Annotated in this window: 16 protein-coding genes and 2 pseudogenes; 6 read left to right on the plus strand and 12 right to left on the minus strand. The window is 66.8% G+C overall.

The genetic code is table 11. The annotated features are described in order from the left end of the window. Positions 1 to 83 precede the first annotated feature (83 nt). On the plus strand, positions 84 to 617 hold the full coding sequence (locus AAFL97_RS07740) for a hypothetical protein (RefSeq protein ID WP_341644415.1): 534 nt from the start codon (positions 84 to 86) through the stop codon (positions 615 to 617). A 106-nt stretch (positions 618 to 723) separates the two neighbouring features. Further along, on the plus strand, positions 724 to 1830 hold the full coding sequence (locus AAFL97_RS07745; RefSeq protein WP_341644416.1) for a DNA alkylation repair protein: 1107 nt from the start codon (positions 724 to 726) through the stop codon (positions 1828 to 1830). Positions 1831 to 1894: 64 nt separating this feature from the next. On the opposite strand, the gene AAFL97_RS07750 is transcribed toward AAFL97_RS07745, so the two are convergent. The 8 genes and pseudogenes from AAFL97_RS07750 to AAFL97_RS07785 all read right to left on the minus strand — a co-directional run bounded on the left by AAFL97_RS07750 (position 1895) and on the right by AAFL97_RS07785 (position 10687). Further along, complete coding sequence (locus AAFL97_RS07750) at positions 1895 to 2200, minus strand: DUF2149 domain-containing protein (RefSeq protein ID WP_341644417.1); 306 nt, start codon at positions 2198 to 2200, stop codon at positions 1895 to 1897. Next, positions 2200 to 2703 carry a MotA/TolQ/ExbB proton channel family protein gene (locus tag AAFL97_RS07755; RefSeq protein ID WP_341644418.1) on the minus strand — a complete coding sequence of 168 codons (504 nt, stop codon included), beginning with the start codon at positions 2701 to 2703 and terminating at the stop codon, positions 2200 to 2202. The genes AAFL97_RS07750 and AAFL97_RS07755 overlap by 1 nt, the downstream gene beginning before the upstream one ends. A gap of 6 nt (positions 2704 to 2709) precedes the next feature. Beyond that, positions 2710 to 6648, minus strand: a complete 3939-nt coding sequence (gene cobN / locus AAFL97_RS07760) for a cobaltochelatase subunit CobN (RefSeq protein WP_341644419.1) — start codon at positions 6646 to 6648, stop codon at positions 2710 to 2712. After that, on the minus strand, positions 6648 to 8624 hold the full coding sequence (locus AAFL97_RS07765; protein ID WP_341644420.1) for a TonB-dependent receptor domain-containing protein: 1977 nt from the start codon (positions 8622 to 8624) through the stop codon (positions 6648 to 6650). Before AAFL97_RS07765 ends, cobN begins: the two co-directional genes overlap by 1 nt. A gap of 59 nt (positions 8625 to 8683) precedes the next feature. Further along, a complete protein-coding gene (ykgO, locus tag AAFL97_RS07770) occupies positions 8684 to 8833 on the minus strand; it encodes a type B 50S ribosomal protein L36 (RefSeq protein ID WP_263460172.1) in 150 nt (49 codons plus the stop codon). Positions 8834 to 8951: 118 nt separating this feature from the next. Next, on the minus strand, positions 8952 to 9611 hold the full coding sequence (locus tag AAFL97_RS07775) for a GTP-binding protein (RefSeq protein ID WP_341647116.1): 660 nt from the start codon (positions 9609 to 9611) through the stop codon (positions 8952 to 8954). Continuing rightward, a pseudogene (locus tag AAFL97_RS07780) lies at positions 9524 to 10165 on the minus strand (GTP-binding protein); the annotation flags it as partial. The gene AAFL97_RS07775 and the pseudogene AAFL97_RS07780, both read right to left, overlap by 88 nt. 126 nt (positions 10166 to 10291) lie before the next feature. Continuing rightward, entirely contained in the window at positions 10292 to 10687 is a 396-nt protein-coding gene (locus tag AAFL97_RS07785; protein WP_341644421.1) for a Fur family transcriptional regulator, read from the minus strand. Between the two features lie 239 nt (positions 10688 to 10926). Here AAFL97_RS07785 and AAFL97_RS07790 point away from each other — a divergent pair. The 4 genes and pseudogenes from AAFL97_RS07790 to AAFL97_RS07805 all read left to right on the plus strand — a co-directional run bounded on the left by AAFL97_RS07790 (position 10927) and on the right by AAFL97_RS07805 (position 15038). Next, positions 10927 to 13111: pseudogene (locus AAFL97_RS07790) on the plus strand (malate synthase G). Positions 13112 to 13191: 80 nt separating this feature from the next. Beyond that, complete coding sequence (locus AAFL97_RS07795; RefSeq protein WP_341644422.1) at positions 13192 to 14385, plus strand: multidrug effflux MFS transporter; 1194 nt, start codon at positions 13192 to 13194, stop codon at positions 14383 to 14385. A 96-nt stretch (positions 14386 to 14481) separates the two neighbouring features. After that, complete coding sequence (locus AAFL97_RS07800) at positions 14482 to 14730, plus strand: antitoxin (protein ID WP_341644423.1); 249 nt, start codon at positions 14482 to 14484, stop codon at positions 14728 to 14730. After that, on the plus strand, positions 14727 to 15038 hold the full coding sequence (locus tag AAFL97_RS07805; protein ID WP_341644424.1) for a type II toxin-antitoxin system RelE/ParE family toxin: 312 nt from the start codon (positions 14727 to 14729) through the stop codon (positions 15036 to 15038). The genes AAFL97_RS07800 and AAFL97_RS07805 overlap by 4 nt, the downstream gene beginning before the upstream one ends. 5 nt (positions 15039 to 15043) lie before the next feature. Here the strand turns inward: AAFL97_RS07805 and AAFL97_RS07810 are convergent, their stop codons facing one another. The 4 genes from AAFL97_RS07810 to AAFL97_RS07825 all read right to left on the minus strand — a co-directional run bounded on the left by AAFL97_RS07810 (position 15044) and on the right by AAFL97_RS07825 (position 19318). Continuing rightward, the gene (locus AAFL97_RS07810) at positions 15044 to 15856 is read right to left on the minus strand and encodes a TOBE domain-containing protein (RefSeq protein ID WP_341644425.1); all 813 of its coding nucleotides are present in this window, start codon (positions 15854 to 15856) and stop codon (positions 15044 to 15046) included. Positions 15857 to 15918: 62 nt separating this feature from the next. Then, a complete protein-coding gene (locus AAFL97_RS07815; protein ID WP_341644426.1) occupies positions 15919 to 16716 on the minus strand; it encodes an ABC transporter ATP-binding protein in 798 nt (265 codons plus the stop codon). Beyond that, positions 16713 to 17705: a FecCD family ABC transporter permease gene (locus AAFL97_RS07820; RefSeq protein WP_341644427.1), complete on the minus strand. Its 993-nt coding sequence runs from the start codon at positions 17703 to 17705 to the stop codon at positions 16713 to 16715. Before AAFL97_RS07820 ends, AAFL97_RS07815 begins: the two co-directional genes overlap by 4 nt. After that, positions 17702 to 19318, minus strand: coding sequence for a DUF2478 domain-containing protein (locus AAFL97_RS07825; RefSeq protein WP_341644428.1), 1617 nt, complete (start codon positions 19316 to 19318; stop codon positions 17702 to 17704). Before AAFL97_RS07825 ends, AAFL97_RS07820 begins: the two co-directional genes overlap by 4 nt. Between the last annotated feature and the right edge of the window lie 38 nt (positions 19319 to 19356).

The raw sequence follows: 19356 nt of genomic DNA on the forward strand, positions 1-19356 counted from the left end.
CCGGACGCTGCTTGTCCTGACCGCTCTATGCGAAGAACCCTCAAAAGCACGCCTCATGGTTTGATCACCGAGTTCCAGGAAACATGCGCTTCATCGTTGTCGGCACAAGCGGATCGGGGAAGACCACCTTCGCCAATGCCTTGTCGAAGGCCATGAGCTGCCCATGCATCGAGCTCGATCGGCTCTATTGGGGGCCGGACTGGGTTGCCGTGCCGCCTGAAGAGTTCAGGCGCGCCGTGTGTGAGGCCACCGCGGGTGAGCGTTGGGTGGCCGACGGAAACTACAGCGCAGTACGCGAACTGTTGTGGTCGCGTGCCACGCACGTCGTCTGGCTCAACTTCGGCCGCGCTACAGTGTTCTCACGGGTGTTCTGGCGCACGCTAAGCCGTGGCATCAGGCGCACGGAGCTGTTCAACGGCAATCGTGAGTCACTGCGCATGGCTTTCCTGTCCAGGGAGTCGGTACTGCTTTGGTCATTCACGACCTTCTCCAGGAACAGAATCAAATTCTCGGCGCTGCGTGACGATCCCGGGTTTTCTCATCTGCAATGGATGGAGATCACCGAGCCTGCTCGCGTCAACGCGGTGATTCGGTCCCTGTCCCGTGCGGAAGATTGATCGATTGCTTCCACATGCTTTGCCTTCCTGATGCCGCGGGAACAGATCATGAATCCTGACGGTGTGAAGGTGTCCCATATGTTTCGTTATTCGATGAGGGATGCAGATGGTCGGACAGGCAGCAGACGCAGCGCCGGCGTTGAAGGAAATATTCGACGAACAGTGCATTCAGCACTTCGCGGACGAGGCCGGGCAGGTTTCTTCGGCATTCGACCGGCAATCTTTCCTCGCCTGCTTCGGCGACCTCGATCGACTCTCCCTGATGGCCCGTGTGAAGCGCGTGGCAGAAGGCCTGCATGTAGCACTGCCCGGAGATTTCCGTTCGAATGTCGCAACGCTACGCGAGCTGGCACCGCGTCTGAACAACAGGTTCATCACCCTGGTTCTGCCCGAATACGTCGCGTTTTATGGAACGGACGATTTCGAGACGTCGATGGACGCGCTCAAGTTTTTCACGAATTTCGGAAGCTCGGAGTTTGCGGTGCGCCACTTTCTGCGGCGCGATCTCCCGCGCACGCTCAAGGTCATGGAGGCGTGGGCTCGCGATGACAACGAGCATGTGCGCCGCCTGGCCAGCGAAGGCAGCCGGCCGCGCTTGCCGTGGTCGTTCCGAATCAAGCCGCTGATGCTCGACCCGTCACCGCTCGTGCCGATACTCGATGCTCTCAAGGACGACCCAAGCCTCTATGTTCGGCGGTCGGTTGCCAACAATCTGAACGACATCGCAAAGGACAACCCTGCCTGGGCGCTCGATCGCATCGAGCGCTGGCCGCTTGGCGATGCCGGCACCGCATGGATCGCAAAGCACGCGCTGCGGAGTCTGATCAAGAAAGGGGAGCCCCGTGCCCTGGCAGTGATCGGCGCAGGTGGTGAGCCACAGGTAAAGCTCACGGACTTGGGCCTCTCACCGCCGGTTATCAGGCTGGGGCAATCGATCGAGCTCGAGTTCGTGCTGTCCTCGACGACGAACGAGACGCAGCGCCTGGTGGTCGATTACGCAATCCATTACGTGAAGAAATCGGGGAGCGTCGCGCCCAAGGTCTTCAAACTGAAGGTCCTGGAATTGGCCGGGAATGCCGTCGAGCGGGTCCGCAAGCGGCAGACCATCGCAAACTTCACGACCCGGGTTCATTATCCGGGCCATCATGCAATGGAGATTCTGGTCAACGGCCAGGTGCTCGGGCGAACGTCTTTCGAGCTGCTGCCGGGCTAGCGGCTGCCGTCAGTTTCCCCGCTGGAGTCGTCCAGGCGTGCGGCAGCAGGTGTTCCGGGCTAGTTCAATCCTCCGGCACGTAGATCATCCGCCCGTCATCGAGGCGGTAGGTAATGCCGGCGCGCGAGCCTTGTCCCTTGCCCATTTCGCCGCTGGATTCGTAGCGCGTCAGTTCCTGGCCGTCCTTGATGGTGATGCGCATGTCGGCTTCGCCCGGGTTCTCGACCACCACCACCCGGTTCTGGGTGAAGGGGTTGAGCGGGTTCTGGGCAATGACCACCATCAACGTGCCGATGATGACGAGGAACAGGTCGATCAGGTTGACGACCGACAGCATCGGGTCGTTGTCGTCTTCGTCGAGGAAGCGCATCAGCCTAGTACCTCCCGTTGCCGTTCCAGTTCGCGCAGGTCCTGCAGCAGCCAGCGCCGGCGGATGCCGAGGATGAAGAAGCAGATGCTGGCGGCCAGCAGCGCCAGGATCACTGCGGAAAAGGCCGCCACCATGTTGCGGCCCACCTCCGCCGCATTGCCGCTGCCCAGCGCCAGCAGCGCCGGGCCCATCGGGATCATGGTGGCGATCAGGCCGAGCATCGGCGCGGTGCGCGAGACGATGCGCAGCCATTCCAGCCGCTTCATGATCCACAGTTCCAGGTCGTCACTCGCCATCGGCGTCTGTCCGGTCGTGCCTTGCCGGGCGTGGATGAACAGCGCCTTCGGATGGGTGTTGCTGTTGCGCTGCCAGGCTTCGACGGCAAAGGCGCCGAGCATCACCAGCGCGTAGGCCAGGGCGATGCCGATCAGCAGCATCACCGGCGCGAGGAAGAGGCGCGAGACGTCGTAGAGCAGGGTTTCGATTGCGGCGAATGCGGTCATGTTTCCTCAGGGAAGGGTTTCGTTCTTGCGGGTGTCGATGAGCTGCCGCAGCGCGCCGGCGCCGATCAGCAGCAGCATCAGGGCCAGCACCCAGTGCTGGCGCGAGTCGTGCTGTGGGGATGGTTCGACCGGCTCCAGCACCTGGCCTTGCACGCTTTCGGGTGCTGCTTCGGCGCTCTCCGGGACGGGCTGTTCGGCAGCAGTGGCTGAGGCTGTATCCGGGGCGGGCGTGGCGCTCAGGCCGAAGCCTTGGGCCATGTCGGCCTGGGCCATATCCGGCTGGGCCATCTCGGCGATGAAGCGCCGGGTCTTTGCGGCACCGGTGTCCACGTCGAACTGCTGTTCGAGTTCCTGCCAGCGCTGGGCCAGCGCCCGCCGGGTGTCTTCGGATGCGTTCCAGTAGCCCTTGCGGATCGCCTCGGCCATGCGTTCCAGCATCTGCGCCTGGGCGGTCGGGTTGTGCTGCTCGAACCATTGACGCGTGCCGAGTCCGCGGCTGTCCGTCACATAGGTGTCGAACATCGCCTGCCACTGGTCGTCGCGCACGGTGGAGGCATCCATCGCCTGCCAGCCGAACAGGTTGTTGGTGGCGTTCAGCACCTGCAGCGTGCCGGCATAACCTTCGTGTTGCATCGCTGCGATCCACTGCGGATTGAGATAGCGTGTCCGCAGCTCGTCGGCGAGGAAGCGGGACAGCCCGGCGGTGCGCACCTCGCTGCTGCGCAGATCGGAAATCAGCAACTGGGGCGGGCGGCCGTCCAGGTGCCGGACGGCCGCCGACAGTCCACCGAGGAACTCGAAGGGATGGTCGGTGGAGAGCACGCCGTGCAGGTTCGACGAGCGCGACATCACCGCGAGCTGGGTGCCGCGCAATTGTTCGGCGAGCAGATTGCCTTGTGCCGCCGCCGTACCCCAGCCCTGGCTGCCGTAGGCGTGGCGGCTGCTGGAGAGGAATTGTTCGGCCAGTGCGGCATCGTCGTCCCATTCGGTCGATGCCAGCGCCAGGTGCGGCACGCCGGTGCCGTACTCACCCGGGGCGTTGCCGAAGATGCGGTAGCGGGCAGCCGCGATGGCCCCGTCGGCGCTCATGCCCTGTTGGTGCAGGGCTGCTGCGATGCGGCGGTTGTTGGCGGCGATCGGATTGTCCACTTCGTCCAGTTCGGCCAGGCGGGTCAAGGCGTCGTCGAGCAGGCGCATGAAGCCGTCGAACTGGTCGCGATAGACGCCGGTAACCTGCACCACCACGTCGCTGCGCGGCCGGCCCAGTTCCGCGGCGGGAATGATCTCCAGTGCGATGACGCGGCCGCCGGCATCCCACACCGGGCGCAGGCCGAGTGCATGCAGGATCTGCGCCTCGGTGATGCCGAGGTGGCGGATGGCTTCGGACGACCACAGGCTGAAGGCGATCTTTTGCGGCCATTCGCCCTTGTTCTCGGCGCGGAAGGCGTCCACCAGTTGCGCGTAGGCCGTGGCGGCGGATTCGTAGGCGGCGCGGGCGGGAATCTTGTCGGCCTCGAAAGCGTACAGGTTGCGGCCGCTGCTCACCTCGGGATTGCGTACCGGATCGCCGCCGGCGCCGGGTTGAACGAAGCGGCCGGCCAGCCCGGCCAGCAGCGCTTCGTTCTCCTGCGTGTCGTGCAGGCGTTGCTCGAGTTCGCGTGCCCGTTCGGCGAAGGTGGCTACAGCCGCGGGCAGGGTATCGGTGGCTTGTGGATCGAGCAGTTGCTCGACCGCGCGCCAGGCCGGGCTGTTCTGCAGCGCCGAATGATCGGCGACGAACAGTTCGGCCTGGTCGATGCCGAGCGCAGCGTAGAAGGGCTTGCCGAGCTGCTGCATGATGGTGCTGATGCGGTGCGCCTGATCCGCCGGCTGGCCGAAGGTGTGCAGACCCAGCGGCATCGCGCTGCGGGCGAGTTCGTGCAGCTGATCGTGCACCGCCTGCAGGAAGGCGGGGAAATTCCGCTCGGCTGCCTCGGCTGTCCAGCCGATGTCGGCATGCAGGCTGGCGGCGATGGCGGCTTCGCGGATCTGCCCGGCGACGCGCTCGCGCACCATGCCTTCGTCGAGCTGTTCGTATTCGTGGATCAGGTGGTGCAGGTCGCGCAACTGGTCGTACAGCCCGGCCGGGGCGAAAGGCGGGGTCTGGTGGCTGATGATCAGCGCGCGGCCGCGGCGCTTGGCCTGGATGGCTTCGCCGACGTTGTCCTGGATGTAGGGGTAGAGCACCGGCAGATCGCCCACGGCCAGCCAGGGGTAGTCGCTGGCGGCGAGGCCTCTGTCCTTGCCGGGCAGCCATTCCTGGGTGCCGTGGGTGCCGAGATGGATCAGCGCATGGGCGGCTTCCTGCTGTTGCAGGTACAGATAGGCCGCCATGTAGAGCGGATCGGGGGCGCTGGCCGTGTCGTGGTAGTGGCGATGGGCGTCGGCATGGCGCGGCATCTGCGGCATCACCAGCAGCTTGCCGAGCCGCCAGCGCGGGATCACGAAGTAGCGCTGACCGTCGATCTGGCGCACTGCGTGATGCTTGGCCGGATCGCCGGCCTGGCGCAGTTCCTGCTGCCGTTGCGGGGGCAGGGTGGCCAGCCAGCGTTCGTAGGCGGCCAGCGGGTAGAGGCCGGCCATGTTTTCGGCCAGCAGATCGTCCAGCGGCACGCTGCCGTACAGCGCGCCGAGCAGGCGCTGGCCGGCTGCGATGACCTGGTCTTCGCTGACCGGCTCGCCGACCGCGTAGCCCTGTTCCGCCAGCGCGGCCTGGATCGAGACGATGCTGCGCGGGATGTTCAGGTTCGAGGCGCCGAGGTTCTTCTCGCCGGCCGGGTAGTTCCAGAACATCAGCGCCAGCTTCTTGTCGGCGGGCGGCGTGTGGCGCAAGGCGATGAGTTTGCCCAGCTTGCCGATCAGTGCATCGGCCTGTTCGGGCAGCAGCGCTTCGATACCGGCGGTGCTGGCGGACAGCACGATCGGGTCGCTGAGGCCCCAGCCCTCGGGGCCGGCGAGGAACACGGCCGTTGTCCTGGCCGCCACGCCGCTGGGCGCAGTCGGCCAGTCGGCGGCTTCGCCTTCGCGGAAACGCAGGGTCTGGATGACGGGGATGTCGAGGGCGAGGAAGTCGCGGCTGCGGGCGGCGCCGTTCTGCATGTGGGTGAGGTTGACCAGCACGTCGATGCTGCCGCCGGCGAGCAGACCGGCCAGCCCGTCCGGCGCCGAGGCATCGAACCAGAACACCACCGGCACGATGCCGGCTGCCTCGCTGCGTGCGATCAGTTCGTCGAGCTCGCGGGTCAGCATGTCCGAGACCGCGCCGGAGTGGGCGAGGAAGGCAACACGGCCCTTGGCTGGCGCGGCTTGCGGGCGGGCTGCATGCCAGTCCAGATAGGCGTCGAGACTGGTGAAGACCTGCGGTGCCTCGGGATGGTAGAAGCCGGTGGCAGGCAGCAGCGCTGGTGGTGCGAGCAGGCTCGCGTCCGGCTGGCGTTCCTCGTGGATGGCCTTGACCAGCGCGAAGAAGCGGCGGAAGCCGTCCTCGCCGCCCGCGGCATACAGCGCGGCCAGGGCGCCGCCGTATTGCGGCGGCAGGTTTGCCCATGCGGGCCGGCCGCCGCCGACGGTCAGGCTCCGCAGGTTTCCAACCGGCCGCTCACTCTCAGACGATTGTTCGAGCCGCTGCGTGACCGTTGCGCGATCATTGGGCCTCGGCACGTCCAGCACGACGAGTGCAGCCGCCGCCGCGGCTTCCCGCAGGCTCGCCGCCGGGCTGTCGTCGACGTTCAGATGGCGCAGCTCGACACCTTCCTGCGCGGCAAACGGCTGCAGGCGCTGGAATTTCTCGGCCGAGACGAAGCCGTTGTGCAATACCAGCACCTCCGGCTGTGCTGCGGCCGCAGGGCCGGACAGACCCAGTACCAGGCAGCAGCACAGCGCCCGAAACAGACGCAGTGCCGGCATCAGAAGCTCGCGCTCAGGCCGGCGAAGTAACGCCGCCCTTCGTCCGCCCGGCCGTAGAGATCGGCATCGTCGTTGGCCAGGCGCTTGTCGCTCAGGTTCTCGATGCCGGCGTGCAGGCTGAGGCCGGACTTCAGTTCATAGTCCACATACCAGTGCACCAGGGTGTAGCCCGGGCGTTCACCGAGGGTGGCCGAACGGTACTGCGAGCCGACGTATTCCGCCCGCACGCGGGTGGCGAGCCGATCCTGCGGTGCCCAGGCCAGCGTGAGGTTGGCACGGTGGCGGGAACGGTCGGCGAGGCGCTCGTCACTGCTGCGGTCGCGCGCGTCCAGCCAGGTGTAGTTGGCGTCCAGCCGCCATTGGGCAGTCAGATCCGCCGCTGCCGTCAGCTCCAGGCCTTGCAGCCGCACGCGGGAGACGTTCTCGTAGTTCAGGCAGACGCGCCCGCGTTCGGAGCAGGTGGGCTGCCGCACGGTTTCGATCAGGTTGCGGACGTCGTTGCGGAACACCGTCGCGCTGGCCGACCAGCGGCCGAGCTCGTAGGTCGCGCCGAGTTCGAACGAGCGGTTGGTTTCCGGCTCCAGCTCAGGGTTGCCGCGGATGATGCCGCGCCCGCCCATGGCGGCGCGGGACTCGAATTCGGGCGAGAGCTGCTTCAGCGTGGGCGCCTTGAAGCCGCGGCCGACGCCAGCCTTCAAGGTCAGCGCGTCGTCGGGGCGGAACAGCAGATAGGCGCGCGGGCTGGTTTCCCAGCCGAAGTCCTCGTGGTGGTCGAAGCGGCTGCCCAGCACCAGCTCCCAACGCTCGCCCAGCAGGATCTCGTCCTGGGCGAAGAGCGCATGATGGTTCAGCGCCTTCTTGCCGGAGCGGTTGACGCTCGGGTCTTCCAGGCTCTCGCGCCGGGTTTCGAGTCCGAAGGTGAGCTTGTGGACTTCGCCCGCGATGAAACCGACCCGGCCGTCGAGCACGGTATCGACGAAGCGGTTCGGACCGGTGGCGTCGGCACCGTCGCTGCGCCAGGCCTTGCGCTCGAGCGTGCTGCGGTACAGCCGGAGCTGGCTGTCGCCCCAGCTCCAGTTACCGGCATGGGTGAGGGCGTAGCGGCGGCGCTGGACTTCGTTTTTGCTGCGGTAGATCGCTCTTCCCGAAGCGCCGCGCACGCCGTCCAGTTCCTCGTTGCCGGCATCGACCGCGAGGTCGATGCGCTGGCGATCGTCCGGCGTCCAGCTCAGCCCGACATGTCCCGTCTTCGCGCGCTGGTCGTCGAGTGCGGTCAGCGTGGTATTGGCCTCGTCGCGCAAGGCGTCGCGGTGACGGTATTCGCCCCAGGCCGAGAACCCCAGGGTGCCCGGCAGCAGCGGTCCGCTGACGTAGAAACCGCCCTTGTACTGATTGCCGTCCAGGCTGTGGTCGTTGATCAGTGCCTGGGTGCTGACCGAACCGCGCCAGCGGTCGGTGGCGGAGCGGGTGATGATGTTGACCACGCCGCCGAGCGCCTCGGAGCCGTACAGCGAGGAGATCGGCCCGCGTACCACTTCCACGCGCTCGATGGCTTCCGTCGGCACCCAGCCGAGTTCGAAGTCCGAATGGGCGATGGCCGATCCGGACGAGTTGATGCGTTGGCCGTCGATCAGCATCAGGGTGTGTTCGGAGCTCATGCCGCGGATCGAAATGCCGCGCCGTCCCATGCCGAGGTCGTCCAGGCCGATGCCGGGCGAGTTGCGCACGGCATCGGCGAGGTCATTGACGGGACGCTGGCGAAGCGATTCACCGTCGATTACGGCAACGCTGGCGGGCGCATCGGCCACCTCCCGTGCCGAGGTGGTGGCGGTGACGACGATGGATGGCAGAGCCGCGACTGTTTCACGCCTGTCGGCGCTGTTGTGCGCGGCATCCGGTGCCTGGGCCCAGGCATTGCTGCCCCATGCCGCCAGCGCGAGCAGGCAGGCCCTGGCGACTTCACGATTCACATCCATCTTCGACATCCTTTCCTTGTTTCGACTTGATCCGACGGCTGCCGGCGCTTGTCCGGGGTTCAGCCCTTGTGCTTGTTCTTCGCGCAGCCCTGGCGCGCCTTGAAGCGCGGGTTGCTCTTGCAGATCACATAGATGCGGCCGCGGCGGCGGACGATCTGGCAGTCGCGGTGACGGTTCTTGGCTTCCTTGAGGGATGACAGCACTTGCATGGGACAACCTCCTTCCTGCTGGATGGATTGAATGGAACGGATCGGAGTCTTGTTGCCGGCGAAGGGAGGCCCGCGCCGTGCACGCGCATGGCCTGCTTTGGGCGCTACGGAGGTACGTTCAGGGCCAGTCTGGAAAGGGGTTGTGCCAGCCTGTCCACGCCTGCGGCCCCAGTGCCATCTCTTCGTCGGTCAGCAAACAGGAGTCGAAGCGCGTGCGCAGTGCTGCCTCGTCCATGTCCATGCCGATCAGCACGATTTCCTGGCGGGCATCGCCGACTTCCTCGTCCCAGTACTGCTTGATCGCGGCCACGGCTTCGGGGTCTTGCGGCCAGTGCTCCGGCGGTGCCGAGGCCCACCAGTAGCCGGCCACGCCATGGCGGGCCACTGCGCCTGCCTGCGACCAGGAGCCAACCATCGTCGGGTGGCTGGCGAGCCAGAAGAAGCCTTTGGAGCGCACCACGCCGGGCCACTCGTCCTCGATCCAGGCGAAGAAGCGTTCGGGGTGGAAGGGGCGGCGGGCGCGGGGACGAAGCTGCCGATGCCGTATTCCTCGGTCTCGGGTACGTGCGTGCCGCGCATTTCCTGCAGCCAGCCTGGCGCCTGGGCGGCGGCGGTGAAGTCGAACAGGCCGGTGTCCAGCACACGATCCAACGCCACCTTGCCGAACTCGGCGACTTCGATGCGGGCGCGCGGGTTCAGGCCGCGCAGGATCGCCATCAGGCGCTCGCGCTCCTCGGTGCCGACCAGATCGATCTTGTTGAGCACGATGACGTCGCAGAACTCGACCTGTTCGATCAGCAGATCGACCACGGTGCGGCGGTCCTCCTCGCCGAGCGACTCGCCGCGCGTCTGCAGGCTGTCGCGCGAGCCGTAGTCGCGCAGGAAGTTGCAGGCGTCGACCACCGTGACCATCGTGTCCAGCTGCGCCAGGTCGTTGAGGCAGCGTCCGTCCTCGCCTTCGAAGGTGAAGGTCTCGGCGACCGGCAAGGGTTCGGAGATGCCGGTGGATTCGATCACCAACTGGTCGAAGCGCCCGTCGCGGGCGAGGCGTTCGACTTCGACCAGCAGGTCTTCGCGCAGGGTGCAGCAGATGCAGCCGTTGCTCATCTCGACCAGCTTCTCGTCGGTGCGGGACAGCTCGGCGCCACCGTTGCGAACCAGCGCAGCGTCGATATTGACCTCGGACATGTCGTTGACGATGACCGCGACCCTGCGGCCTTCGCGGTTGTGCAGGATGTGGTTCAGCAAGGTGGTCTTGCCGGCGCCGAGGAAGCCCGAGAGCACGGTCACCGGCAGTTTCTTCTGCTGCGGCTGGGAAAGGTCTGCGTTCATTGCTCGTCGATTCAGTAAACAGTAAAAGCACGATTCGTTATGTTATAACATAACAAAAGACGCTTCAACGAGCGTGCATGCCTCCAGGCGGAGGCTTCGCCAGCAGCAGGGTGTGGAAGTCGGCCCTCAGGCCGTCAGGCAGTTTCCGCAGGTACCGCGGATTTCGACGATGGTGCTTTCCATCCTGAATGCGTGGGCCTGCGACAAGTCCTTCAGGTGCTGCTCGATGGTCTGATCGGAAAATTCCTGCACCGAGCCGCAGCGGCCGCAGATGGCAAAGGCGATCAAGCCATGTGCGTGTTCGTGCGGATGCGCACAGGCGACGAAGGCGTTGAGGCTGTCCAGCTTGTGGGCGAGTCCGCAACCGACCAGTTTGTCCAGTGCCCGATAGACCTGCGGTGGAGCCTTGATTCCCTCGTCGCGGAGTTGCTCGAGCAGCGCATACGCGCTGGTCGGCTCCTTGGCACGCTGCAGCGCATTCAACACCAGCGTCTGGTGCCTGGTGAGTGTCGGACTGGGCATTCCCTGTTTCTCCAATCGATTCGTCTCCCGGTGTCCGCCAGGTGAAGCGCATGCGTGTCGATGAGCTTCGGCGCCTCCTGGCGATGGGGTCGACCGGGCAGGTATATCTCAGGTCTTATAGAGGACTTTTGCGCGTTGGCCTTGACCAGAGCGTAAATCGGTCGCATCCTCGCGGTCGCCCGCGTTGCATGAGTGCTGCGCCCGGGTTCCCATGAATCATGCCAGAGAGTGCGTACAACATGACCGAGAGAGTGAACTGCCATCGCCTTCAGGTGGCTGCGAATCTGAAGCGTTTCATCGAAGAAGAAGCCCTGCCGGGCACGGGCGTGGATGCCGCCGCCTTCTGGAAAGGCTTCGATGCGCTGGTAGCACGATCTCGCTCCGAAGAACCGCGCACTGCTCGCCGAGCGCGACCGCCTGCAGACCGAGCTGGACAACTGGCATCGCGCCAATCCCGGCCCGATCACCGACATGGCCGCTTTCCGTGCCTTCCTCGAATCGATCGGCTACCTGCTGCCGCAGCCGACCGGCGTCAAGGTGGATACCCCCAACGTCGATAGCGAACTGTCCTCGCAGGCCGGCCCGCAGTTGGTGGTGCCGGTCATGAATGCCCGCTATGCGCTGAATGCCGCCAATGCCCGCTGGGGCTCGCTGTACGACGCGCTGTACGGCACCGATGCCATCCCGCAGACCGACGGCGCCGAAATCACCAAGGGCTACAACCCCGTTCGCGGCGCCAGGGTGATCGCCTTCGCCCGCAAGGTGCTCGACCAAGCCGCACCGCTGGCTGGCGGCTCGCACGCCGATTCGACCGCCTACGCCGTGGTCGATGGCAAGCTCGCCGTCACGCTCGCCAATGGTTCCACCGTCGGCCTGCAGCAGCCGGAGAAGTTCGTCGGCTTCCAGGGCGACGCCGCCGCGCCGAGCGCGGTGCTGCTGAAGAACCACGGCCTGCACATCGACGTCCAGATCGACCGCAAGGGCGCCATCGGCAAGACCGATGCCGCCGGCATCAACGACCTGGTCGTGGAAGCCGCGGTGTCCACCATCATGGACTGTGAAGATTCCATCGCCGCGGTCGATGCCGACGACAAGGTCGTCGTCTATCGCAACTGGCTGGGCCTGATGCAGGGCACGCTGACCGAGGAAGTGCAGAAGGGCGACAAGACCATCACCCGCCGCCTCAACGCCGACCGCGAATACACTGCCGTGGCCGGCGGCAGCCTGCGCCTGCACGGCCGCTCGCTGCTGTTCATCCGCAACGTCGGCCACCTGATGACCAACCCGGCGATCATCGACGGCGAAGGCCACGAGATTCCCGAAGGCATCCTGGACGGTGTCGTCACCACGCTGATCTCGATGCACGACCTCGCGCGCAAGGGCAACTCGCGCACCGGCAGCATGTACATCGTCAAGCCGAAGATGCACGGCCCGGCCGAAGTCGCCTTCGCCGACGAACTGTTCAGCCGCATCGAAAACTTGCTCGGCCTGCCGCGCCACACCATGAAGATGGGCATCATGGACGAGGAGCGTCGTACCTCGGTCAACCTGATGGCCTGCATCGCCGCCGCCAAGAGCCGCGTCGCCTTCATCAACACCGGCTTCCTCGACCGCACCGGCGACGAGATGCACACCGCGATGGAAGCCGGCCCGATGATCCGCAAGGGCGACATGAAGACCAGCACCTGGATCCAGGCCTACGAGCGCAACAACGTGCTGGTCGGCCTGACCGCCGGCCTGCGCGGCAAGGCCCAGATCGGCAAGGGCATGTGGGCCATGCCCGACCTGATGGCGGCGATGCTGGAACAGAAGATCGCCCATCCGAAGGCCGGTGCCAACACCGCCTGGGTGCCGTCGCCGACCGGCGCGACGCTGCACGCGTTGCACTACCACCAGGTCGACGTCGCCGCGATCCAGCAGGACATGGAGAAGATCGACCTCGCCGCCGAACGCGATGCGCTGCTGACCGGCCTGCTGACCGTGCCGGTTGCCGCCAAGGCCGACTGGAGCGCCGAGGAGCGCCAGCAGGAACTGGACAACAACTGCCAGGGCATCCTCGGCTACGTGGTGCGCTGGGTGGAGCAGGGCGTCGGCTGCTCGAAGGTGCCGGACATCAACAACGTCGGCCTGATGGAAGACCGCGCCACGCTGCGCATCTCCAGCCAGCACATCGCCAACTGGCTGCGCCACGGCATCGTCAGCGCCGAGCAGGTCGATGCCACGCTGCGCCGCATGGCCGCGGTGGTGGACGGCCAGAACGCGGGCGATCCGGCCTACCGTCCGATGGCGCCGAACGTCGACGACTCGATCGCCTACCAGGCTGCCCGTGCGCTGATCTTCGACGGCCGCGCCCAGCCCAGCGGCTACACCGAGCCGCTGCTGCATCACTACCGCCAGGTGTTCAAGGCGAAAGCCACAGCCTGAACGGAGTGGCGGGCGGCATTGCCGTCCGTATAATCCGGAAGCGCCGGCCCTCGGGCCGGCGTTTCATTTTTGGTGTCTCGATGCCCGTACAACATAGCGTCCTGCTTGCCGTCCTGATCGTCGCGCTGACCTCGGTCGGCCCCTTGTCGACCGATTTCTACCTGCCGGCCCTGCCCGCGATCGCGCGTGCGCTGGGCACGGACACCGCCGGCGCGCAATTGACGCTGTCGGTCTATCTGCTCGGTTTCGGTCTGGGGCAGTTGCTGATCGGCCCGTTGTCGGACCGCTTCGGCCGGCGGCCGGTGATGCTGTGGGGCTCGGCGGCGTTCGTGTTGTCGTCGGCGGCCTGCGCGCTGGCGCCGACGATCGAGACCCTGATCCTGGCGCGGCTGGCACAGGCTTTCGGCGCCTGCGTCGGCCCGGTGCTGGGGCGCGCGGTGGTGCGTGACGTCTATGGTCCGCACGAGGCGGCGCGGGTGCTGTCGCACGTGTCGACGGCGACGGCGCTGGCGCCGCTGGTGGCGCCGATCTTCGGCGGCTGGCTCAGTGCCCATCTCGGCTGGCGCTCGACTTTCGTCGTGCTGACGCTGTACGGGCTGGCGCTCGGCTTCATGGTGTGGTCGGTGCTGAAGGAGACCAACCGCCATCCCGACCCGCACGCGATCCGCCCCTCGCGCATGTTGTCGAACTACGGCGTGCTGCTGGCCGACCGTACCTATCGCGGCGCGCTGCTGACCGGCTGCGGCGCCTTCGCGGCGCTGTTCGCCTTCATCTCCGGTTCGCCTTTCGTTTATATCGATCTGTACGGCATGTCGCCGCAGCAGATGGGCCTGGCCTTCGGCGCCAACGTCACCGGCTTCATCGTCGGCAGCGTGCTGTCGGCGCGCCTGACGCGGCGGTTGGGTGCGGACTGGCTGATCCGCAGCGGCGTCTACCTGGGTGCGGCCAGCGGCCTGCTGCTGGCCGGGCTGGCGCTGGCCGGCGTGCATCATCCGGCGGCGGTGATGGGGCCGATGTGGGGCGTGACGATGGCGGTCGGCCTGCTGCTGCCGAACGCCACCGCGCTGGCCCTGGCGGGCTACCCGAAGATGGCGGGTGCGGCGGCGTCGATGATGGGTTTCGCGCAGATGGGGCTGGGCGCCGGCGCCGGCATGATCGTCGGCCACAGCGTGCAGGCCAGCGCAACGCCGCTGGCGCTGACGGTGGCGGGCGGCATGCTGTTCAGCCTGGCGATGTGGGCCTTGCTGCTGCGCGGGCGCGGCAGCACGGCTTGAGGGCGAAGCAAGCGCACCCATTCATCGATCTGCTCCCCACAAACCCACATTTGTGCAAAACTTCAGACCTGAATCCATCTACGTGGAGCTGGGACCATGAGCCGCCTTACCATCGACGTCACCGAACAGCAGCACCAGGCGCTCAAGGCCATGGCTGCGCTGGAAGGCAAAACCATCAAGCAATATGCGCTTGAAAGACTTTTTCCCTCGGATGAGGAACTGGCCATGCAGGAACTCCAGGCCATGTTGCGAAAACGCTTGGCCGCGGCCGAGAAAGGCGAAGTCACGACCTTGAATGCCGTTGAAATTGCCGAAGAAGTCATTCGCGAAATCGGTGAGGTGTGACGCGCCCTTATATTTACTCGCAGGAAGCAGCAACTGACCTGCGACAAATCCTGAACTACACCACCCGGCAATGGGGTGCGGCTCAGGCCCGGGCCTATGCCCGGCAGATCGACGATGCGGTAGCTGCTCTTGCCGCAGGTCAAGGCCCGTTCAAGGATTGGGGTGAGGTGCTGGACGGCTTGCGCGTCAAGGCGGTGGGAAGCCATTACATCTTCGGTATATGGCGTGGAGATCATCCGGCCTTGATCCTCGCCATCCTGCATGAACGGATGGATCTGATGGCGCGGATCAAGGCCAGACTGCGCTGAGTCGCCTACGCAGGCACGCCGACGATCACGCTCGATGCCTTGAAGATCGCCGTGGCCGGCTTGCCGGTGGCGAGGCCGAGATTGGTGGCGCTCTCGTTGGTGACGATGGCGGCGACACTGCCGCCGCCGGGCAAATCGATGACGACTTCGGTGTTGACCGCGCCCGGCTGCACGCGCGACACCGTGCCGGCGAGGCGGTTGCGGGCCGAGAAGCGGGCGCCGGCTTCATCGGTGACGACGATGATCGACGAGGCCTTGATCAGCGCGAAGGCTTCCGCGCCCGGCTTGAGGCCCAGGTTTTCGCTGCTCTCGTGGGTGACGATGGCGACGAGGCGGTGGCCCCCGGTCACTTCGAGTTCGATCTCGTCATTCACCGCGCCGCGCTTCAGTTCGCGGACGGTGCCGAGGAATTCGTTGCGTGCGCTGGTCTTCATGTTCATTCTCCTGATCAATAGGTAATCGTCGGCAATGCCTTCGGCCTGCCGGCTGAGTTGTTCGACGAAGCGGCGATGCTCCTGGGCGATGAGGCGGAAGTTCGCCACCAGTTGTTCGGCGCGGCGGGTCAATCTGGTGCCGCCGCCGCCCTTGCCACCGGTCTGGCGCTCGACCAGCGGCTCGCCGGCGAGGTTGTTCATCGCGTCGATGGCGTCCCAGGCGGCCTTGTAGCTCATGCCGATGGCCTTGGCCGCGCCGGTGATGGAGCCGCACTCGGCGATCTTCGATAGCAGCTCGATGCGGCCAGGGCCGCCGAGATTGGCGCCGTCGACCGTCATCCAGATCGCGCCCTGCAGCTCGATGCCCTTGTTGTCGGTTTTCATGCGCCGGCATCGCCTCTTCGTGTTCGAAACGGGCGAAGCATACCGGCTGCAGTGCGGACAGGCTAGGCGGAGCCCGCGGCGATCAGGCGCTCATCGACGCCGTAAAGCTCCGCCAGCGAGCCGGCATCGATGATCTCGCGCCCGCCGCTGCGCACGATGCGGCCGGCTTTCAGGAAGGCGACGCGGTCGGCGACGCGCAGCGCATGTTCGGGCTGGTGGGTCGACATCAGCACCGCGATGCCGCGCTCGCCGAGCGCTGCGATGCGCTCCAGCACGCGCAACTGGTTGCCGAAATCGAGGCTGGAAGTCGGTTCGTCGAGGATCAGCACCCGGGCTTCCTGCGCCAGCGCACGCGCCACCAGCGCGAGCTGGCGTTCGCCGCCGGACACCTCCATGCAGGAGCGTGCCGACAGATGGGCGATGCCGAGCGCCTCGAGTGCGTCGGCGGCGACGTGGCGATCGTGCGCCGAGGGCTGGGCGAAGGGGCTGATATGCACCGTGCGTCCCATCAGCACCATCTGCGCCACGGTGAAGGGGAAGGGCACGGCCTGGCTCTGCGGCACGTAGGCGATCAAGCGCGCCAGTGCCTTGCGCGGCCAGTCGGGCAGCGGTTTGCCGCCGATGAGGACGCTGCCGTCCAGTGCCGGCAGCAGGCCGAGCAGGGTGCGGAACAGCGTGGTCTTGCCGCTGCCGTTGGGGCCGAGCAGGCACAGCACTTCGCCGCGGTGAAGCTGCAGCTCGATGTCCTCGCCGATGCGCTTGCGGTGATGGCCGATGGCGAGGCCGCGAGCCTCCAGCACCGGTCCATTGTCTTGCGGGTGCCGATCCGCCGTCATGGCGCCGAATGCCGTGCCGCTCATGCCTGCCTGCCGCTTCGTGCCAGCAGCCACAGGAACACCGGCGCGCCGACCAGCGCGGTGAGGATGCCGAGCGGCAGCTCGATGCTGGCGGCCGAGCGTGCGAGCGTGTCCGCCGCGACCAGGAAGGCGCCGCCGAGCAGCGCGGTGGCGGGCAGCAGGCGGGAGAATTCGGGGCCGACCAGCAGCCGTGCGGCGTGCGGCACGACGAGGCCGATCCAGCCGATGATGCCGGCGATGGACACCGCCGCCGCGGTCATCAGCGTGGCGCAGGCGATCAGCGCGAGGCGCAGGCGGACGACGTTGATGCCCATGCTGGCCGATTCGTCGTCGCTCAGTGTCAGCAGGTTGATGCGCCAGCGCAGCAGCCACATCGGCACCAGGCCGCACAGGATCAGCGGTGCGACGACGGCGAGGTCGTCGGTGCTCACCGCGTTCAGCCCGCCCAGCAGCCAGAAGGTGATCGAAGCCAGTTCGGTGCTCGGGTCGGCCAGTACCTTGGTGAGCGAGATCGCGGCGCCGAACAGCGTGCCCACGGCGACGCCCGCCAGTACCAGCACGAGCACCGGGTCGCGGTAGCGGATGCGGCTGGCCACGGCATAGACGCTGCCGACCGCCAGCAGACCACCACCGAAGGCCGCTGCCTGCACCGCGATGATCGGCAGGCCGAGCAGGATGCCGATGGATGCGCCGGCGCCGGCGCCGGCCGACACGCCGAGAATGTCCGGCGACACCAGCGGATTGCGGAACATGCCCTGATAGGCGGCGCCCGCCACCGACAGCGCCATGCCGACCAGCAGCCCGGCGAGGATGCGCGGCATGCGCAGATTCCAGACTACGATGCCGGCTTCATCGCCGCCCGCCGGACCGGCCAGCAGTGCCGCGAGTGCATCGGCCAGGGCAAGCGGATAGGCGCCGGACACCAGCGCGACCATCGTCACCAGCAGCACTGGCAGGATCAGTACCAGCGGGTGCAGGTCGCGAGCGCTCATGCGGGGGCGATGGCGCGCTCGAGCAGTTCGCGCGGAGGCACGTGGCCGTAGAACAGGCGGTGGAATTCCTCGGCTTCATCGATCCAGTCCGTCGTCGGCCCGCCGTTGCGCAGCACTTCGCGCAGCCAGCGCACGCCGAGCAGGCGGTTGACGCTGGGTGGGACGTCCAGCCAGCCGAAGGGCTGGCCGGGGGCGAGGAACAGGCGGCCCTCGCGCACGGCCGGCAGGGTGTTCCAGGTGGGGTCGCGGCGGGCCAGGGCGGCGAATTCGGTGAACTGGGTGACGATGAAGTCGGGCTTCCAGGCCAGCAGTTGTTCCAGCGACACCCGTGCGAGGTTGCCGCTGCGGGTGTTGCCGTCGTTGGCGGCATTCACCGCGCAGGCTGCTTCGATGATCTCGCCGTTGACCGAGCCGGGCAGCGGCGTCTCCAGGCCGTCGTTGCCGCGCGCCATATAGACCTTGGGGCTGTCCTGCATGCCGGCCGGCGGGCAGGCGGTCAGCACCGCTTCGGCATGGCGGGCGAGCGTTTCTGCGCGTTCGCCGGCGCCGAGCAGCCGGCCCGTGTGGCGCAGTTGGCGGGCGCTGTCGCGCAGCCGTCCGTCGACCAGCATGTAGGGGATGCCGGTCTGCTGATGGACGCGTTCGGCGAGCGAAAGGATGTGCTCGTTCACCATGCCGGCATCGACGATGACGTCCGGCGCCAGTGCCACCAGCCGCTCGATCGGCACCGTGCTGCCGCGTCCGGTCAATTGGCCCAGCGCCGGCAGTGTGCGGTATTGCGGGGCGAGCAGGGCGAGTGCCTGCTCGGACATCGTCCCGGGCCAGCCCATCTGCTTGTCCGGCACCAGGGTATGGACGAGCACCGAGGCCGGGCGTCCGGCAACGAACACTTTGCGGATGCGCTCGGGCGCGGGCGGCTCGCCGAAAACGTAGATGCCGTCGACCGCAGCCGGGCGTGCCGCGGCGGTGCCCGGCAGCAGTGCGCCGAGCGGCAGGAAAGGGGCGCTGGCGGCGAGCGCCAGGAAGGATCTGCGTTTCATCGACCGGCCATCCGCAAGCTCAGGCTGCGCGCCTCGCATAGGCGATGCCGACGAACCATTCGTCCAGCGCAGCGCGGGTGGGGGCAGTTCGGCTGCCTGTCCGCCGGTGAACTCCCGCCAGTCGGTCAGGTAGGTCTTGCTGACCACCGTCAGCAAGGGCTGCCTCGAGTTCATCAGCGCCAGCATCTCGGGTGCAAGCCCGCCGCCGAGCGCTTCCAGCGTGCCGAAGCGGTTGGCCACCGCGAGGTCGCTTTCAGCTTCGCGTGCAGTGCGGAGCGCGAGGCTGGCGGCGGTGATGCCGTCCGGTTCGGGGCTGCACGGCAGCGGCCAGCGGCCGGTGTGGTGGTAAAGCGGAATGTGCAGGCCGGTGTCGAGCTCGACCAGCGCGGCATGTGCCTTGCGCGACCCGCAACTGCGCTGGACGATGCCATGTACCCGCCAGCCCGAGTCGCGCAGATCGAGCGCAAAACGCGCCAGCAACTCGTCGGCCCGGTCGCCGCGCTTGTGGACGATCGCCGCCGCCAGCGGAGCGGGCCGGCGTGCGCCTGAAGTGGGAGTCGTGGAGGCTGTCATGGGATGTCCTCGCAGGCAGCCGGGCAGCCAGGCATCGA

It is taken from the genome of Thauera sp. SDU_THAU2, assembly GCF_038260575.1.
In the GTDB taxonomy this organism is placed as follows: Bacteria; Pseudomonadota; Gammaproteobacteria; order Burkholderiales; family Rhodocyclaceae; genus Thauera.